The organism is Streptomyces sp. YS415 (genome assembly GCF_023544665.1).
Classification (GTDB): Bacteria; Actinomycetota; Actinomycetes; order Streptomycetales; family Streptomycetaceae; genus Streptomyces.
On record NZ_JAMJFL010000006.1, the window covers coordinates 221,039 to 237,883 of the forward strand.

Here is a 16,845-nt window from a genome sequence, read left to right on the forward strand (position 1 = left end):
CTCTTGCTTTAGCGGCGAGAGCGGGCGAACGATGCCGAGCCACGCAGTTAAACCGATTTGGCATGGCGATGCCCTGCCGCACTGTTCCAGGAGTCAGCCATGAGGAGAAGAACGGCCCTCAGCGTCGTGTCCGCCGCCGTGGGCGGTGCGATCGTCCCGTTCTCGTTCGCTTCCGCTCCCGCCGCCGCCGCGCCCAGCCGGGCCCGGCCCGCCGCTCCCAGCGCGCGCTGGGACTTCGACGAGCGAACCGGAGCGCTCACACTCGAGGCCGTCTCCGGCGCCACCGACCCCGTCGGCTACGTCTTCAACGACGCCCGCTACAAGCCCGACAGCGACCCCGTCCGCCGCCGCGGGGTACGCGGCCGGGCCCTGTACTTCGACGGCTACTCGACCCTCGTCACCGCCGACGGCCCCGGCGACCTCGACCCCTCCGCCGGCCTCACCCTCGACGTGTGGATCGCGCCGTACGCCTACGAGCACGGCATCGACGGCAAACCCCAGGCACTGGTCAACCAGCACAACCCCGACACCGGACGCGGCTTCCTGCTCGGCCTGCGCCGCTTCGGGCAGATCGTCTTCCAGCTCGGCTTCGGGGACGGCCTGATCGAGGTCAAGGGCGCCCCCGACGAGCCCGCGGCCAAGGACCGGTGGACACATGTGGCAGCCACCTACGACCCCGCCGCCCAGCAGCTGCGCCTGTACCGCGACGGCCGGCCGATCGGCACCGCCGCCACCCCGGACACCGCCCCCGTCCTCGCCCCGGACGAGCCGCTGCTGATCGGCCGGCACAACCGCGCCACGCTGCTCAACGGCGAGTTCCACGCCAACATGTACATGGGGCTGATGGACAGCCTCGTCATCCGCCCGGGCACCCTGGACGAACCGACCGCGCGCCAGGAGCACACCGATCAGGTCGCCGCCCTCCCCGGCCGACGCATACCCCGGCCGGACCTCACCCCGCACCGCAGCCGCTTCGACGGGGACCGGCACCGCCCCCAGTTCCACCTGCTGCCGCCCTGGCACTGGATGAACGAGCCCCACGCGCCCGTCTACTTCAAGGGCAAATACCACATCTTCTACCAGCACAACCCGCTCGGCCCGTTCTGGGGCCAGATCCACTGGGGGCACGCGGTCAGCACCGACATGGTGCACTGGCGGGACCTTCCGCCCGCCCTCGCTCCCGCCGCCGGCTCGGTCGGGCCGGACGGCTGCTGGTCGGGCTCGGCGTTCGTCGACGGCGACCGCGGGCCGGTCCTCTTCTTCACCGGCGGCGACGACCGGCTGCCCTACCGCCAGCGGACCGGGCTCGCCGTGTCGACGTACCCGGCCGACAAGGACACCGACCTGCCCACCTGGACCATGAAGTCCGAGCCGGTCACCGAGGCACCGGCGGGTCTGCCCGCCGAGCCCGGCACCGCCTGGGCGGAGAACTTCCGCGACCCGTTCGTCTGGGAGGAGGACGGCGTCTGGTACCAGCTCGTCGGCAGCGGCATCGTCGACTACGACGGCACGCGGGTGGCCCGCAAGCACGGGGGCACCGCCCTCGTCTACACCGCCCGCCGGCCCGAGGGCCCCTGGACCTACCGCGGTCCCCTGCACTCCAACGACCTCGCGACCCGGCCCGAGCCCGGCGAGGTGTGGGAGCTGCCCGTCCTGCTTCCGCTGCCCGGCTCCGGCGGCAGGCGCACCGGCAAGCACATCCTGCTGATCTGTCCCTGGTGGGAGGGGTTCAACCCGAACGCCGTCAAGCACACCTACTACTGGATCGGCACCTTCGACAAGCGTGCCTGCCGTTTCCTGCCCGACCACGACGAGCCCCGTGAGTTCGACTTCGGCGAGCACTTCACCGGCCCGTCCGGCTTCGTCACCCCCGACGGCCGCTCCGTCGTCTTCAGCATCACCCAGGACCGGCGCAGCGAGCAGCAGCACGCCCAGTCCGGCTGGGCCCACAACGCCGGAATGCCCGTCAGCCTGACGCTGCGCCGCGACGGCCGCCTCGGCGTCGAACCCATCGCCGAGGCCGCCGCACTGCGCGGCAAGCTGCTCGCCCGCATCCGCCAGGCCTCCCTCAAGGAGGCGAACCGGCGACTCGCCGGGGTCCGCGGCGACCTCCTCGACATCCACGCCGTCATCGAACCGCGCGGCGCGCGGACGATCAGCCTCGCGGTGCGGGCCTGCCCCGACGGCACCGAGGAAACCCTGCTCTCCTACGACACGGCCAAGCAGCGCTTCTTCATCGACCGCGGACGCTCCAGCCTCGATCCGGACGTACGCAAGGGCGTGCACGGCGGCACGGTCGAACTGGACGACGGCCGCCTGCACCTGCGAGTCCTGCTCGACCGTTCGATGCTGGAGGCGTACGTCAACGGAGCCAACAGCATCACCAGCCGTGTCTACCCCACCAGGCAGGACGCCACCGGCCTGCGCCTGACCGGGGAAGGAGGCTCCCCGAGCGTGGTGGAGCTGGACGTCTGGCGGATGAACGGCGCCTACGACACCTCCGTCGCGCCCGCCGCCTACGATCCGCCCCGCCCCACGGACGTCGACGCCCTGCCCAACCACGACTTCGCCACCGGCGACCTCACCGGATGGACCGTCGTCGAGGGCACCACCTTCAGCGACGCCAACGTCACCACGCGCACCGACTGGGGCTGGGGCGGCTCCTTCTACCAGGCCGACACCGGGGACGACGACGCCGGCCACCACCTGTGGGGCTTCAACCCGGACGCGGGCGGCGACGACGCCACCGGGGTGCTGCGATCCGCCACCGTCGTCCTCGGCGGGGACGGCGTGGTCGACCTGCTCGTCTCCGGCGGCAACGACCCCGACCGGCTCTACGCCGCCGTGGTCCGCGCCGACGACGGCAAGATCCTGGCCAAGGCGACCGGCCGCGGCGGCGAGCAGTACCGCCGCGTCGTCTTCGACCTCGCCGACCACCTCGGTGAGCGGATCTACGTCGAGGTCGTCGACCGGGCGACGGGCGGCTGGGGCCACATCAACGTGGACGACGTCAACGTGCCGGTCCGCCGGCAGTAGCTCCCCGGCCGCTCCGGCCGTCAACTCCCCTTCCCTTCCTGGCCGTCGGTCACAGCAGTACCGCGACCGGCCGGCCGGGCCCGGGAAACCGGACACCCCCCGCAGTCAGTTCGCGGCCGCAGCAGGCCCTCGAGGACGTCACCGAGGACTGCACCACGCCCCACTCGCGCCGCCGCCCTGACCCGCACCCTCCCTGGGGCGAACCCGCCGAGCGCACCGGACGCGGCGCCGGCCGGCTGCTGCCCCTCACCTGACCGCGACCGCCGCTCACGGCGGCCGCTCTCCCCAGTCCCGCACCACACCCCACAACCGGAGGTACCCATGCGCCCACGCTCAACGGCGAGAACCACGACAAGGCCCTCACCCCTGATCCTGAGGCTGCTCCTGGCCTTCGCGATGTGTCTCGGCCTGGCCTCGCCCCTGATGGCATCACCCGCCGGAGCGAGCGGGACCGCCCTGTCGAACCCCGATTTCGAGAGCGGCAACCTGAGCGGCTGGACAACGACCGGGACGGCGTTCACCGGCGCGGTCACCGACAAGCCGGGCTGGGGCTGGGGCTGTTGCTTCAACCAGCAGGGCAGCTACCACCTGTGGGGGTTCGCCGCGGGCGGTGACGCCGCCACCGGAACGGTGACGTCCGAGGCCTTCACTCTGACCGGCACCGGCATGGTCAGCGCCCTGGTCTCCGGCGGCCGCAACGAAAGCGACCTCTACGTCGCGCTCACCACGCTCGACGGGACCGTGCTGAAGAAGGCCACCGGCACCGACGACGAGACCTACCGCCGCGTCACCTGGGACGCACGCGAACACCTCGGCAAGCAGCTGCGCATCACCGTCGTCGACAAAGCCACCGGCGGCTGGGGCCACATCAACCTCGACGACGTCCGCGTCGGAACCGACCCCGCGCCGCGAGAGAGCACGCTGTCGAACCCCGGCTTCGAGACCGGCAACATGAGCGGCTGGACGACCACGGGGGCGGCCTTCACCGGCGCGGTCACCGACAAGACCGGCTGGGGCTGGGGCTGTTGCTTCAACCAGCAGGGCACCTACCACCTGTGGGGCTTCGCCGCGGGCGGCGACGGCGCCACCGGCACGGCCACTTCGGAGCCGTTCACCCTGACCGGCACCGGCATGGTCAGCGCCCTGGTCTCCGGCGGCCGTAACGAGAACGACCTCTACGTTGCGCTCACCACGCTCGACGGGACGGTGCTGAAGAAGGCCACCGGCACCGACGACGAGACCTACCGCCGCGTCACCTGGGACGCACGCGCGCACCTCGGTGAGCAGCTGCGCGTCACTGTCGTCGACAAGGCCACCGGCGGCTGGGGCCACATCAGCCTCGACGACGTCCGCGTCGGGATCGACAAGGCGCCCGACGGCTCGACGGGCCTCGCCGCCCACTGGGACTTCTCCGAAGGCAAGGGCACCACGACCAGGGAGAGGATCAGCGAGGCCGCCGACCCCATCAGCTACGTCTTCAACGACGCCCAGTACAAGCCGGACAGCGATCCGCTGTGGCGGCCCAAGCGCGAGGACGACGGCGTACTGTCCGGCGCGCTGCTCTTCGACGGCTACTCCACCTGGGTCACCCGCGCCGCGGCGCAGACGGAACTGCCCACGGACGGCCTGAGCGTCGAGGCGTGGGTCGCGCCGCGCGCGTTCGAGTGGGGTGACGACGGCAAGCCCTCGGCGGTGGTCAACCAGCAGGACAAGGGGGCCAAGCGAGGCTTCTCCCTCGGCGTCGGCCGACACGGCCGGTGGCAGTTCGGCGTCGGCACCGGCGATGCGTGGTACGAGGTGACCGTTCCCAAGTCGGCCGCGCTGGCGGCGGGCAAGTGGGCGCACCTGTCGGCCGTGTTCGCGCCGGGCGACGGAGCGATCCGGCTCTTCCTCAACGGCGAGCAGGTCGCCCAGACCGCCATCCCCTCCGGCGCACGGCTGGCCAAGGCCGACGTACCCCTGATCATCGGCCGGCACAACCAACCCGCCATCATCAACGGCACGTTCGCCGTCAACATGTTCAACGGACTGATCGACGAGGTGAAGATCCACACCGGAGCGCTCACCCCCGCATCGGTGGCCGCCGGACACACCAAGGACGTACAGACCTTCGCCGGAGGCGTCACGCCCACGGCCCGCATGGCGATGGACCGCTCGCGCTACGACGGCGACCGCTACCGTCCGGGCTACCACTTCACCGCCCCGAACCACTGGATGAACGAGCCCAACGCCCCGATCCAGTACAAGGGCAAGTACCACCTCTTCTACCAGCACAACTCCCACGGCCCCTACTGGCACAACATCGCCTGGGGACACGCGGTGAGCGAGGACCTCGTCAACTGGCGCGACCTGCCCGTGGCACTGGCCCCGACCGAGGACAGCGTGGCCCCGGACGGAGTCTGGTCGGGCGATGCGGCCTACGACGAGAACGGCGTACCCGTCCTGCTGTTCACCGCCGGCAACGACGCCCAGCGCCCCAACCAGGCGACCGGCCTCGCCCGCCCCGTCGACCCCGACGACAGTGACCTCGTCGAGTGGAAGATGCACCCCACCCTCGTCACCAGCCAGACCGCCGACCTCAATGTCGGCGCCGGGCGCAAGGTCCGCTTCGGGGACTTCCGCGACCCGTTCGTGTGGCAGGAGGGCGACACCTGGTTCCAGCTGATGGGCTCCGGCGTGCAGAGCACCGACGGCAAGGACATCGGCGGCACGGCCCTGCTGTACACCTCCAAGAACCTCACCGACTGGACGTACGTCGGACCGCTCATGACCGGTGACGTGGCGGCCCACCCCAAGACCGGCCAGGTCTGGGAACTGCCCACCTTCCTGCCCATCGGCAAGGACGCCCAGGGCCGCGAACGCCGTGCCCTGCTCATCAACCCCGCCTTCCCGGCCGGGCCGGGCGAGTACAGCAGCAAGTACGTCTACTACTGGGTCGGCACCTGGGACGCGCAGGCCCGCCGCTGGACGCCGGACACCACGGAGCCGAAGCTGATGGACTACGGCGACCACTTCACCGGTCCCAGCGGGATGGTCGACGACAAGGAACGCTCGCTGGTCTTCAGCATCGCGCAGGACCGCCGTACCGAGCGCGCCCACTACGACGCCGGCTGGGCCCACAACGCCGGTCTGCCCATCGAACTGTCCATGCGGCCCGACGGTGACCTCGGGTTCCGTCCCGTCGAAGAGGTCTCACGCCTCCACGACGGCGAACCCCTGGTCAACATCACCGCCCCCACGTCCGTCGCCGCCGCGAACGAGCGCCTGGCGAACGTCAAGGGCGACATGCTCCACGTCAAGCTGACCCTCGAACGCGGCAGCGCCGGCACCTTCGGCCTCGACGTACTGCGCAGCCCAGGAGACGAGGAGCGCACCCGCCTCTTCTACGACGCAGCAGCTGCCCAACTGGGAGTCGACCGGACCAGGTCCGGCACCAACTCCAGCGCCGAGCCCAACATGGGCATCCACAAGGGACCGCTGACGCTCGCCAACGGCACCCTGACCCTGGACGTCTTCGTGGACCGCTCGGTGATCGAGGCCTACGCCAACTCCCACAAGTCCATCACCACCCGCGCCTACCCCTTCCGCCAGGACGCCCTCGGCCTGCGCCTCTTCGGCGACGGCAGCACGGTCAAGTCCATGACCGTCTGGAAGATGAAAGGCATGACCAGCTGATCCGGTAGCCGCCCACACCTGAAAGGATCGCGCTCACGGACGCCCCTGCTGCAGAGCAGGGGCGTCCGTCTGCTATGCGTCGTCGTACACGAGAGGCGGACCCAGACGGATGATCGTCGAGCAGTCCAACTGCTGGCGGTAGCGCGCGCCGTCCTGGCCGTACCAGTAGCGGCAGTCCTTCAGCGCCTCGTCGACGGGCCCGGTGACTTTGACACGGGCGATGTAGTCGTGGTCGGCTCCGGATTTCGCCTCCACCTTGACGCCCTGGCCGGCGCAATCGCGGACCTTCGAGAGATCGTCCATGCCAGCCACACCAGCAGCGTGGCGGCCCACGCGGCGGCGAGGACGGCGAAGCGTTGCCTGTGAGGAGTAGAAGACCCCAGTTTGACCAAATAAGGGTCCATACGTACTCCAGATCAGGTGCTTGAATAAGCACTGCCAGCAGCCGTTTTCCGCTGGTGGATCTCGTTGTACACGGACGGCGACCGGAAGATGCGGCCTGGCTTTCCGACCGCTTGACGGGCTGCGTGGGGCGTTCACCTCTCGGTTTTCGGCCTGTGGATTGGTGAGGTGTGGGATGTGGTTTCGGGGGTAGGCGAGGTTCCTTAGCCGTATTGCTCAGGACGAGGGTGACGGTGTGGCCCTGTGATGCCCGGAAACGAAGATCTGCCAGTGGCCAGCCGCCCGATCCTCTCGACAGTGACCTTCGCCGGCCATGAACCGGTGGCCGAGGCCCGCGATGCTGCCCGCGTCTTCTTGACCGAGGTACAGGCCAAGCACGGAATCCCGGTGTCGAGCCGTGCGATGGGCATGGTGCAGCTGGTGGTCAGCGAACTGGTGACCAACGCACAGAAGTACGCGCCGGGCCCCTGCCTGCTGGACATGGAGATCAGCGATGGCGCCGTGGAAGTCAGCGTGTGGGACACCGATCCGACACTTCCGGTGGCCCAGAGTCCTGATCCGGGCCGGGTCGGACAGCATGGCCTGGAGATCGTGATCGGCGTGTGCCGCAGCTTCGAGATGCGACGCGAGCCGGTCGGCAAGCGCATCAGGGCCGCCGTCGCTCTGGCCGACGATCCCGGCGGGGACCCGGCCGGCAGCGTGCTGTGACGGATGAGCCGTTCTGGGCGGGGTGGCTCGGAGCTCAGAAGTGGGTGGCGATCCCGAAGACCCGGCGGAGGTGCGCCATGTCCTGCCGATCGCGGTCCGTGGGCTCGTATCCCTGATGAAAGTAGACCTGCTGCTCGGCGGACAGACACGGGACGCTCGTCCCCTCAATGGTGCCTGTCACGAAGCACGAGGCGGGGTAGAGGAAAGGGCGCTCCGGTTCGGGTGACGCCTGTACCGCCGAGCCGTCGGCACAGAAGACGAGAGGATGCAGGTCGATCTCCCGGCCATCCGCAGCCGCGACGACGAAGCGAATGGGTCTGCAGTTCAGGCTCTCCACGAAGCCCGCCTCCCGGAGAGCTGCCACCACAGCGGCTTCCTGGTCCTGCCGGTGCATCAGGTCCAAGTCGCGGTGGCCCCGCGTCTGTTCGCCGACCAAGGCATCGATCCCCCATCCTCCGCCGATCCAGACATCTGCCTCTGCCCGTCGCAGCAGAGCCAGGACGGACAGCACGTCTTCGGCTCTCATCACCCCACGCAGGCTAGAGAGGATCACCGCGGACAGCGAACGAATTCGTCAGCGGCCGCACCTCGAATGGTCCCTACGTCGGGACGAAGACGAGGTGCAGTCCCGTCTCGATGTCCGCGGCGCTGATCGAGCCGTAGCCGAAGACGAGGCCCGGGCGTGTGGAGCGGTTCGCCGCGACCTCCGCCAGGGTGTGGACCGCCACGCCGGACGACCGGGCCCGCCTGGCCCGGTCCGCCAAGGCGCCGGGCTCGGCGAGGGGGCCTCGGGCGAAGGCGGTGACGTGCATGCCCGCGGTGGACGGCACCAGCTCGGTCAGGTCCGCGAAGTGGTCGGTCAGCGCGCGGGTGACGGCTTGGTGCCGGGTTGCGTACGTGTGCTGCATCCGGCGGATGTGCCGGGCGAGCTGCCCGTCGTCGACGAAGCGGGCGAGCGCTGCCTGGACGGGGACCGATGTGTGCCAGTCGGCGGTGTACTTGGCGGTGCGCAGTGCTGTGCGCAGCGGGGCCGGGGCCACCAGGAAGCCGACGCGCAGGGAGGGCATCATCACCTTGGAGAAGGAGCCCACATAGATGACGTGGCCGTCCCGGTCCAGGCTGTGCAGCGTCTCGACCGGCCGCCCGCCGAACCGGAATTCGCTGTCGTAGTCGTCCTCGATCACTGCCGCACCGTGCTGCCGCGCCCACCGCAGCAGCGCGGTTCTGCGCCGCAGGGACATCGGCATGCCGAGCGGGAACTGGTGGGCGGGGGTGACGTACACGGCGCGCGTGTCCGGCGGGATGGCGTCGACCAGGAGGCCCTCGGCGTCCACCGGTACGCCTGTGACCTCGGCGCCCTGTGCCAGGAAGGGCAGCCGGGCCGGTGGGTAGCCGGGCTCTTCCACGGCCACCCGGTCGCCCGGTTCGAGCAGCACCCGTCCGATGAGGTCCAGGGCTTGCTGGGTGCCGTTGGTGATCAGTACGTCGTCCGGGCCGGTGCGCACGCCGCGGGAGAGGCCGATGTGCCGGGCGAGTGCGGCCCGCAGCCCGGCGTGGCCGGCCGGATCGCCGTACCCGACCGCCCCGGCCCCCGACAGGCGCAGTTCCCGGGCGATCAGGGGGCGCCAGGAGTCGTAAGGGAAGAGCCGGGCATCCGGCAGTCCGACCCGGAAGTCGTGGGCCGCGTTGGTCGGTCCCGTGAATTCCGGGTCGGCCCAGGGGGACAGGCCCGCCCACAGGGCGCGGGGGCGCAGTCCCGAGGCGCCGGTGTCGGTGGCGGTCGCGGCCCCCTGCGTGGGCAGTCCGGTCGTACGCACAAAGGTCCCGGAGCCGACTTTGCTGTCCGCGTATCCCTCGGCGACGAGCCGTTCGTAGGCGACGCCGACGGTATTGCGGGCCACCGCGAGGCGCCGGGCCAACTCCCTTGTCGGGGGCAGCGGATCGCCGGGCCTGAGCAGTCCGTCATGGATCGCGGTGCGCACCTGGCGGTAGATCTGCCCGGACAGGTCGCGTTGTCCGGCCAGCGTGACGTGCACGTCCATCGCGGCTCTTTCCGTTCCGGGCTCACCTGTGTGTGCTTCTCACCCGGCCAGTGGCCCAATCACTTGGCAGCATATTGGCTCTGGAGCTGAGCCACTGCGAAATTTACGCTCCTGTCATGGACATACGACGACTGGACCGCCAGGCGCTGTTGCTGACCGGGGAGGTGATCTCCCAGGTGAAGGCCGATCACTTGCGGTGGGCGACGCCGTGCGCGGACTGGACCCTGTACGGCCTGGTTCGTCATCTGGTCAGTCAGAACGAGGGGTTCGCCGCCGCTGCCCGCGGCGCGGGCGAGACGTGGGCCGTGTGGCGCGACGGCGACCTCGGCGATGACCCGGCCGGCGCGTACGAGGCCTCGGTGGACCAGGTCACCGCAGCGTTCGCCGAAGACGACGTACTGGAGCGGAGGTTCGCGCTGCCGGAGGTCGGCGAGGGCTTCACCGTTCCGGGCTGGACAGCGATCGGCTTCCACCTGCTCGACTACGTGGCCCATGCCTGGGATGTCGCGGTGACGATCGACGCGCCGTGGGCGCCCTCCGCCGAACTCACCACCGCCGCCCTGCGCATCGCCGCCCTGGTCCCGGACGAGGGCCGCGGGCCCGGTGCCGCGTTCCGCCCGCGGATCACCGTCCCCGACGACGCCCCGCAGGGCGACCGGTTGCTCGCCCTGCTCGGCCGCGACCCGTCGTGGACGCCGACGCCATGCTGACCAGCCGCTGGTGCCAGGGCCCAGCCGGAGACCGGCTCGGTAACCGCTCAGCGGCGCACGACGCCGACAGCGGCATGCCCGGTCGCCCGAGCGGCCCGCTGATCGTCAGCGTTACCGACTTCACCAGCGACGCATACTGGGACTTGCCCGGAATCGTGCGTCGCGGCTTGGCGCTGCGGCGGCACTGGCCGCATCTCGGCGGAGCCGTCGGCATGTGGCTGTGGGTCGCGCCCCTGACCCGCCGCTGCGGATCGATCTCGGTGTGGACGGAGCGGCGGGCCATGGCGGAGTTCGTACGCCTGCCGGACCATGTCGCGATCATGGACGAGTACCGGGAGCGAGGCACGACCCGGTCGGTGCTCTGGGAGTACGAGACCTTCGACGCGGCGCAGATACGGCGGGACGCGGAGGCATGGCTGAGGTCCGACGACCGCTGCCGTGCCGCGGGGGAGGCGCCCCGGCAGCTCGGCTGACGTGGAGGTGGCCGGCGCGCAGGCGCCCTATGCCACTTCGGCCAGACGGTCGAGGCGCTCACGGTGCACCGGCGTCATCTCGATACGCTCCGCAGCGAGGTTCTCCTCCAAGTGAGCGATCCGGGCGGTGCCCGGGATCGGGAGGATCACGGGGGAGTGGCCGAGAAGCCAGGCGAGCGCGACCTGGGTGGGGGTGGCGTCGAGTTCGGCGGCCACGGCGGCGACCTCCGCCTGCGCCCCCGAATCGCCCCACGCCACGGGGCGCCACGGCAGGAAGGCGATGCCTGCCCCTTCGCAGGCCGCGAGCACGGCCTCGTGCTCGCGGTCGAGCAGGTTGTACCGGTTCTGCACGCTCGCGATGTCGACGATTGCGCGTGCCTGGTCGAGTTGGTCGACGGTGACCTCGGAGAGCCCGATCCGGCCGATCTTGCCCTCGGCCTGCAAGTCCCGCAGCGTGCCCACCTGGTCGGCGAGCGGCGTGTCGGGGTCGATGCGGTGCAGTTGCAGCAGTTCGATCCGCTCCATACGCAGTCGGCGGAGCGCCTGCTCGACCTGCTCCCGCAGCACGGCCGGCCGCCCGTCGAGCTTCCAGTCGCCCGAGGGGCCCGACCGGGCAACGCCCACCTTGGTGGTGATCAGCAGCCCGTCCGGGTAGGGGTGCAGTGCCTCGACCAGCAGTTCCTCATTGGCTCCTCCGCCGTACAGGTACGCGGTGTCGATCAGGGTGACACCCAGTTCGACGGCTCGCCGGGCGACGGCGAGAGAGTTCTCGCGGTCCGGGCCCGGGTCCGTCGGCAAGTGCATGGCCCCGAACCCCAGCCGCCGCACTTTCAGATCCCCGCCGATACAAAACGCTGCCGATGTCACGTGTTGACTTCCCCCTCGCTCAAGAGGCAACGCTAACAGCGCAGTTGACCTTCCGGAACAGGCCCCCGTGCGGCCTGCTCATGCCTGGAAGGCGACCTCACACCTCGGTGATGAGCGGTTCATGGAAGACCGCGACGAGCCGGTCGCTGAAGGAGCCGGAAGTACCGCCCCCCGCCGCCTCGGCGCGGTACGTCCGGATCGCCGCGTCGGCGAGGGTGAGAGTCAGTACCGGGCAGTCCGCGACGTCGTTGGTGTGCTCAGGTGAGCACTTGTTGATGCTGAACAGGTCGTGGCCCGGGCACACGGCCGCGGCAGGCAGCTCCACCTCCAGGAGCAGCTCCTTGCCGGGATCGACGCGGAAACTGCCGGACGCCGGGATGTCGAGGGGCTTGCCCGGGTAACCACCGTCCACGACCGTCGCGGTGAGCCCGCGGGCGGAGGCACGGCTGCCCTCACCGTGCGGTCCGTAGAGATCGACCGTCACCCGGCCCTTGGCCAGCGGCGCATCGAGCACCAGTGGCCGATCGCCCGTGCGGATGGCCGCATTGACGGTGAAGCGGCGTTTGCCCGGCGACTTCGCGCCCGGATCGTAGGCGCCCCAGCTGGTGAGCACCAGCTGGGGATCCTTGCTCCGCTCACCCTTGCCCAGCGGCGCCGGGCGGGGCCAGTCGTTCACCCCGCAGTTGGAGAGTTGGGCCGTGCCGCCGCCGGGGAGCGGGCTGTCCCGCAACGGCTCGGCAGGAGCGGGCCGTTCCGCGGATGCGGGCCGGCCGGACATGGTGGCGGAGTACGTCAATACCAGCAGACCCACGACCAGCACGGCCAGGATCAACCAGGAACGCAGGGAAAGGCGGAACACTCAGCCACGCCCTCTCGCCCGGCCGGCCGCTGCGGCACCGCCCCCAAGTCGCCCCCGGCCACCGGCCGGCGGCAACGGACCACGGTCCGGACGGGTCGTACACGTGCTCCGCTTGCTGGCGGAGAGGATCAATGCCACGGCGCTCATGATTCTTCCTGCGCGTCCGCCGGTAAGAGTGTCACTGCGCCGATACCTCAAGCGGGCCCGACTGCCATGCGGGCGGGTCGCTTCGGGGAGGAAGACTTGCCCGTGCTCGGCCGAACCGGCCTACGCATAGGGCCGGATGGCTACCGTGACATCCATGTCGAAGGCGTTCGACCCCGCCGCGGACGGCAGGTCCAGGACGCGGTCGATTGCGCGGTTCAGGCGGCCGCAGCCACTGGTGCCGGGGGCGGCGAACTCGGTGTCCTGGGCACTGAAGGCGACGATGAGGGGGTCCTTGGACAGCACCCGGGTGGGCGCGGTGTCCTTGAGTACGAGGTGGACTGCGTCCTCATTGCTGCCCACCGAGCAGCCCGACGACGGCAGGGCCGGCAGGACGCGTGCCGCGCCTATGGCGAACTTGATGTCGAATTCGCCGCGCCGGGTGTCGTCGGACAGGAAGTCCGAATAGCCGCCGTACTGCGGAGTCAGGGTGAGCGGGGTGCGTCCTACCCGGACGGGTGCCGCGGCCATCTCCCCGAAGACCTGGCGGAATTCACCGTCCACGCGGCCTTCCGCGAAGGCGATCTTCATAGGTTCGGTGAGCGGCTCGTCGACGGCGCCCATGCGTAGATGCCCCGTGGCGTGCATGACTTCGCAACGCCAGGTCCCGGGGTCCGCATCCGCGGGCAGCTCGTCGACGGTCGGGCAGGCGGAGAAGTCGAACTCGGGCAGAGGCGCTGTTCCTTCAGCTCCCTGAGCAGGTGCGGCGCCCAGGGACAGTCCGGCAAGCAGTGCTCCCGCGGCAGCACATGTGAGGCGATGGGCGGTGCGCTTCAAGGTCACTCGGTTCGGCGTCATGCGTCACAGCATTGCAGAGGTTTCTCTGCAGAGGAAGGTCTGCAGAGAAATGGCTGCGGTCGGTTAGACTGCCGCCATGACGAAGGAGCGGAGAGCCGAAGCCGCAGAGCGGCGCACCGTCGACAGCCCTGAGGTGCTCAAGGCCCTCTCGCATCCCCTGCGCCTGCGCATCCTGCGCCATCTCGGCTCGGCGGGCCCTGCCACCTCGACCACGCTGGCCGCCGCCCTCGGCGAGAACACCGGGACGCTCAGCTATCACCTGCGCATGTTGGAGCGCAGCGGCCTCATCGAAGACATCCCCGAGCGCTCCACCGGGCGTGAGCGCTGGTGGCGCGGGGTACGGGGCCTCGACATCCGCAGACCGCCGCAGAGTGAGATGACGGAGGCGGAGCGGGCCATGTCGGCCGAGCTGGACCGGATGAGGATGGAGGAGGACGTCGAACTCGCCCGGCAGTTCACCGCTGGACAAGCGGAGTCCGAAGGCTGGATGCGCGGTTCGCGCAGCCTCAGTCACCTCACGAAGGGGGAGCTGGCCGCCTTCCATGACGACTATCTGGCCCTGCTCGCGCGCTATTCCCGCGGACCCGAGGACGCCCCCGACGACGCCCGCCCCGTACTCCTGCGCTGGTTCGGCCTGCCCGCGGACTGACTGGCGGCGACCGGCGAACTGTCGGACCGACCGACGTGCCGTACGGACGGGTTGAGGGAACGGGTCGGGCGACCACGGTCTCCTGGTATGCCCAGAGCGACCGCCTTCGTCATGGGCGTTCCGCGTCCCCGTCTGCCGGATCGGTGGTAGCCGCTTCTTCCGCCGGGGCGGTACTTCGGGTGGCGGCGTTGCGGGGTGCGGGGATGGAGGGCGGAGGGCTTGGGTAGACGCTCCGGCGGGCGCGGGTGCTGATCTTGCGGAGGTCGCGGCGGGTCTGGTTGAGGCTCCGGGAGAGGGTTTCGATGACCGAAGCGGCCTCGGTGAATGCGGCCGTGCCGGAGGCGGCGGGCGTCCAGGTCCCGTTCGGTGCGTGCTCGGCGGCAACGGAAGCGCAGACGGTCAGCAGGTCTGTGATCACTTGATGGAGCTGGCGGAGATCTGCTTCGGTGTCGGCGGGGGTTCTTGCCGACTGCATGGTCACTTCGTCTCCCTTGGTGAGAATGTGCGCTCGGCATCGGAGCGGCAGTTGGTGGCCTCGCTTCAGGGCGCCCCCGGGAGGAAGTGACCCGCGCGGGGCCATGCGGCAACGGCGGCAGTGCGGCCCGGGCGCAGGGCATGTGCAGCGGGCGCACCGGTGACGGATGCAGACCGGTACGGGCACCGCGTGACCCCACCAGCGGGAGCCGGTTCCAGCGCAGGCGGCAGCGAGTGCGGCGTTACCGCTGGTCTGTGCTGAGCATGCATCGGCGAGTCTCCCGGACAGTTGCGTGACGAGGCAGGGGTCATCACGGGCAGCGATCGTGTCCCCCATCGGGCTGCCGTTGTTCGCCGATAGTGCTCCAGGCATAACCCGGCTGTCAACGATAGTTTTAAGCTGGCAAACGATCGTTTAGTGCGGGTCCGGTTCGGGTGCTTTCGCCGCGCAGGGAGCGGGTGCCGGGTCTGCCCCCGTCCGGGTGGAACGCCGGGAAGATAACGATCGCTTGTGGCGAATAAACGATCGTTGAACACGCTGGGAAGCAGCGCGTACGCTGCCGCGTAGCGTCAAGCGAGCCGCCACCGGCTTTCCAGGGAGTCATCGTTGGAGCAACACACCCCACTGCATAAGACGCTTCAGCGCCTGGACGACCTGATCGGCGAGCGGGGCTTGAATCGATCGGACATCCTCGATCCGCAGACGCTGGCCGCCCGGACGGCGTTGCCCCAGAGCACCGTCCGCAGCCTGCTCAAGGGGGCCGCGCCACCGGCGGACACCGTCAACGAGCGCGTCTGCGCACGCATCAAGGCGCTCAGCGACGCCTATCTCGCCCGCAGCGGCAAGCGCATGTCCGATCTCGCCACCGCCGTCGCCGCCCGACTGGAGATCTCCGACGTATGGGCGCGCTCGGTCTGCGACGGCAAAAAGATCCCCAACGTCACGCATCTGCACCGCCTGGTGCAGTTCTTCGACGTCGAGGGTGGCGAGTCGTTCTTCACGGCGCCCGCTGACGAAGCACTCAACCGCGTACTGCTGCCCGCGCTGCAGCGACTGGAGCACCCGGAGCAGGACCCCGTGGCGGCCCTGCTGGACCGGTACGGAGTAAAGGGCGCGGACCTGCGGGCTCACGGCTCCGTCTCGCGCGTTCAGCTGGAGCGGATCCTCGAAGGAGTCCTGCGGTCGGTGGCGCCTGAGGAGGAGGATCCCCAGCGATGAGCACCAAAGCGATGAAGTTACTCCTGGCCGCGCTCGGTGAAGAGGCATCGACCTCACTGCAGCGGCCGGCCGAACCCAGAGACGTCATGCAGGAGTTCTGCCGGGCCATGAGCGTGCGGAAGGGCCGCAGCATCACGCTCGAGTTCCGTGCCTTTCCCCCCGACATCGCGGTGTCGGGCATACGCCTTGACTTAGGGGACCGCTCCATCATCGTCGTGGAAGCCTGTACTGCCCCTGAGGCCCAACTGGTGATCCTCGGCCACGAACTGTGGCACGAAGAGGAAGACGACCGCGGCCATCACATCCCCGGGCTGCAGGCGGCGACCCGTACGCTGAGCGCCGCCCAGGCACCCGACGCCGTCCGCGAAGCCGTGGAGCAGATTCTCCACGAGCACGAAGTGCCCCGCGAAGCCATACTCACGGTGGCCGCCCGATCAGACTCCGCCTCCGAACACGAAGTGGACGCCGAGACCTTCGGTCTACTCTTCGGCCGCGAGGTGCGCCCCTGGATGAAGGGACGCTACGCGGAAGGACCCGTCAACGCCGCGACCGTCGAGGGACGCATCAACCTGTCCCTGCTCAACCGCAGGGGCCGCATCCTGTGACGCCTCCTTCCTCCACCGCGTCGTCCCGCGGCTCCGCGCAAGCTCACGCGCTGCCGGCCCGCGAACGCCTGTGGCAGCGCCACGCCGCCCCGGCGAACGTCACGGCTCACCAGGCTGAGTTACG

At 70.0% G+C, this 16,845-nt stretch carries 15 protein-coding genes; 8 read left to right on the top strand and 7 right to left on the bottom strand.

Features of this window, described 5'->3' with window-relative positions:
- The first annotated feature begins 99 nt into the window (after positions 1-99).
- Together M8H82_RS10340 and M8H82_RS10345 are read left to right on the top strand one after the other, a co-directional pair.
- The gene (locus tag M8H82_RS10340; RefSeq protein WP_250072398.1) at positions 100-3,036 is read left to right on the top strand and encodes a GH32 C-terminal domain-containing protein; all 2,937 of its coding nucleotides are present in this window, start codon (positions 100-102) and stop codon (positions 3,034-3,036) included.
- Positions 3,037-3,459: 423 nt separating this feature from the next.
- Entirely contained in the window at positions 3,460-6,711 is a 3,252-nt protein-coding gene (locus M8H82_RS10345) for a GH32 C-terminal domain-containing protein (protein ID WP_250072399.1), read from the top strand.
- A gap of 72 nt (positions 6,712-6,783) precedes the next feature.
- Here M8H82_RS10345 and M8H82_RS10350 read toward each other — a convergent pair whose 3' ends face one another.
- A complete protein-coding gene (locus tag M8H82_RS10350) occupies positions 6,784-7,023 on the bottom strand; it encodes a hypothetical protein (protein ID WP_250072400.1) in 240 nt (79 codons plus the stop codon).
- A gap of 336 nt (positions 7,024-7,359) precedes the next feature.
- On the opposite strand from M8H82_RS10350, the gene M8H82_RS10355 reads away from it, so the two are divergent.
- Positions 7,360-7,821: an ATP-binding protein gene (locus tag M8H82_RS10355; protein ID WP_250072401.1), complete on the top strand. Its 462-nt coding sequence runs from the start codon at positions 7,360-7,362 to the stop codon at positions 7,819-7,821.
- Positions 7,822-7,855: 34 nt separating this feature from the next.
- Here the strand turns inward: M8H82_RS10355 and M8H82_RS10360 are convergent, their stop codons facing one another.
- Together M8H82_RS10360 and M8H82_RS10365 are read right to left on the bottom strand one after the other, a co-directional pair.
- Positions 7,856-8,347, bottom strand: a complete 492-nt coding sequence (locus tag M8H82_RS10360) for a nucleotidyltransferase domain-containing protein (RefSeq protein ID WP_250072402.1) — start codon at positions 8,345-8,347, stop codon at positions 7,856-7,858.
- Positions 8,348-8,420: 73 nt separating this feature from the next.
- Positions 8,421-9,863, bottom strand: a complete 1,443-nt coding sequence (locus M8H82_RS10365; RefSeq protein ID WP_250072403.1) for a PLP-dependent aminotransferase family protein — start codon at positions 9,861-9,863, stop codon at positions 8,421-8,423.
- 116 nt (positions 9,864-9,979) lie between these two features.
- Here M8H82_RS10365 and M8H82_RS10370 point away from each other — a divergent pair, with 116 nt between their 5' ends.
- The gene (locus M8H82_RS10370; protein WP_250072404.1) at positions 9,980-10,573 is read left to right on the top strand and encodes a TIGR03086 family metal-binding protein; all 594 of its coding nucleotides are present in this window, start codon (positions 9,980-9,982) and stop codon (positions 10,571-10,573) included.
- A gap of 155 nt (positions 10,574-10,728) precedes the next feature.
- Positions 10,729-11,046, top strand: coding sequence for a hypothetical protein (locus M8H82_RS10375; protein ID WP_250072406.1), 318 nt, complete (start codon positions 10,729-10,731; stop codon positions 11,044-11,046).
- Between the two features lie 27 nt (positions 11,047-11,073).
- On the opposite strand, the gene M8H82_RS10380 is transcribed toward M8H82_RS10375, so the two are convergent.
- From M8H82_RS10380 to M8H82_RS10390, 3 genes are all read right to left on the bottom strand, one after another.
- The gene (locus M8H82_RS10380) at positions 11,074-11,913 is read right to left on the bottom strand and encodes an aldo/keto reductase (protein WP_308293243.1); all 840 of its coding nucleotides are present in this window, start codon (positions 11,911-11,913) and stop codon (positions 11,074-11,076) included.
- Between the two features lie 97 nt (positions 11,914-12,010).
- Positions 12,011-12,772: a hypothetical protein gene (locus tag M8H82_RS10385; protein WP_250072410.1), complete on the bottom strand. Its 762-nt coding sequence runs from the start codon at positions 12,770-12,772 to the stop codon at positions 12,011-12,013.
- 267 nt (positions 12,773-13,039) lie between these two features.
- A complete protein-coding gene (locus M8H82_RS10390; RefSeq protein WP_250072412.1) occupies positions 13,040-13,540 on the bottom strand; it encodes a hypothetical protein in 501 nt (166 codons plus the stop codon).
- 310 nt (positions 13,541-13,850) lie between these two features.
- Here M8H82_RS10390 and M8H82_RS10395 point away from each other — a divergent pair, with 310 nt between their 5' ends.
- On the top strand, positions 13,851-14,423 hold the full coding sequence (locus tag M8H82_RS10395) for a transcriptional regulator (RefSeq protein ID WP_250072414.1): 573 nt from the start codon (positions 13,851-13,853) through the stop codon (positions 14,421-14,423).
- Between the two features lie 109 nt (positions 14,424-14,532).
- Here M8H82_RS10395 and M8H82_RS10400 read toward each other — a convergent pair whose 3' ends face one another.
- Positions 14,533-14,904 carry a hypothetical protein gene (locus tag M8H82_RS10400; protein ID WP_250072416.1) on the bottom strand — a complete coding sequence of 124 codons (372 nt, stop codon included), beginning with the start codon at positions 14,902-14,904 and terminating at the stop codon, positions 14,533-14,535.
- A 600-nt stretch (positions 14,905-15,504) separates the two neighbouring features.
- On the opposite strand from M8H82_RS10400, the gene M8H82_RS10405 reads away from it, so the two are divergent.
- Together M8H82_RS10405 and M8H82_RS10410 are read left to right on the top strand one after the other, a co-directional pair.
- Complete coding sequence (locus M8H82_RS10405) at positions 15,505-16,116, top strand: hypothetical protein (protein ID WP_250072418.1); 612 nt, start codon at positions 15,505-15,507, stop codon at positions 16,114-16,116.
- On the top strand, positions 16,113-16,721 hold the full coding sequence (locus M8H82_RS10410; RefSeq protein ID WP_250072420.1) for a toxin: 609 nt from the start codon (positions 16,113-16,115) through the stop codon (positions 16,719-16,721). The genes M8H82_RS10405 and M8H82_RS10410 overlap by 4 nt, the downstream gene beginning before the upstream one ends.
- Positions 16,722-16,845 lie beyond the last annotated feature (124 nt).

Excerpts from the sequence above, each read along its gene's own strand:
- M8H82_RS10360 (WP_250072402.1), bottom strand. The coding sequence starts at position 8,347 with ATGAGAGCCGAAGACGTGCTGTCCGTCCTGGCTCTGCTGCGACGGGCA.
- M8H82_RS10395 (WP_250072414.1), top strand. The coding sequence starts at position 13,851 with ATGACGAAGGAGCGGAGAGCCGAAGCCGCAGAGCGGCGCACCGTCGAC.
- M8H82_RS10345 (WP_250072399.1), top strand. The coding sequence starts at position 3,460 with ATGGCATCACCCGCCGGAGCGAGCGGGACCGCCCTGTCGAACCCCGAT.
- M8H82_RS10370 (WP_250072404.1), top strand. The coding sequence starts at position 9,980 with ATGGACATACGACGACTGGACCGCCAGGCGCTGTTGCTGACCGGGGAG.
- M8H82_RS10410 (WP_250072420.1), top strand. The coding sequence starts at position 16,113 with ATGAGCACCAAAGCGATGAAGTTACTCCTGGCCGCGCTCGGTGAAGAG.
- M8H82_RS10355 (WP_250072401.1), top strand. The coding sequence starts at position 7,360 with ATGCCCGGAAACGAAGATCTGCCAGTGGCCAGCCGCCCGATCCTCTCG.
- M8H82_RS10390 (WP_250072412.1), bottom strand. The coding sequence starts at position 13,540 with ATGGGCGCCGTCGACGAGCCGCTCACCGAACCTATGAAGATCGCCTTC.
- M8H82_RS10365 (WP_250072403.1), bottom strand. The coding sequence starts at position 9,863 with ATGGACGTGCACGTCACGCTGGCCGGACAACGCGACCTGTCCGGGCAG.
- M8H82_RS10340 (WP_250072398.1), top strand. The coding sequence starts at position 100 with ATGAGGAGAAGAACGGCCCTCAGCGTCGTGTCCGCCGCCGTGGGCGGT.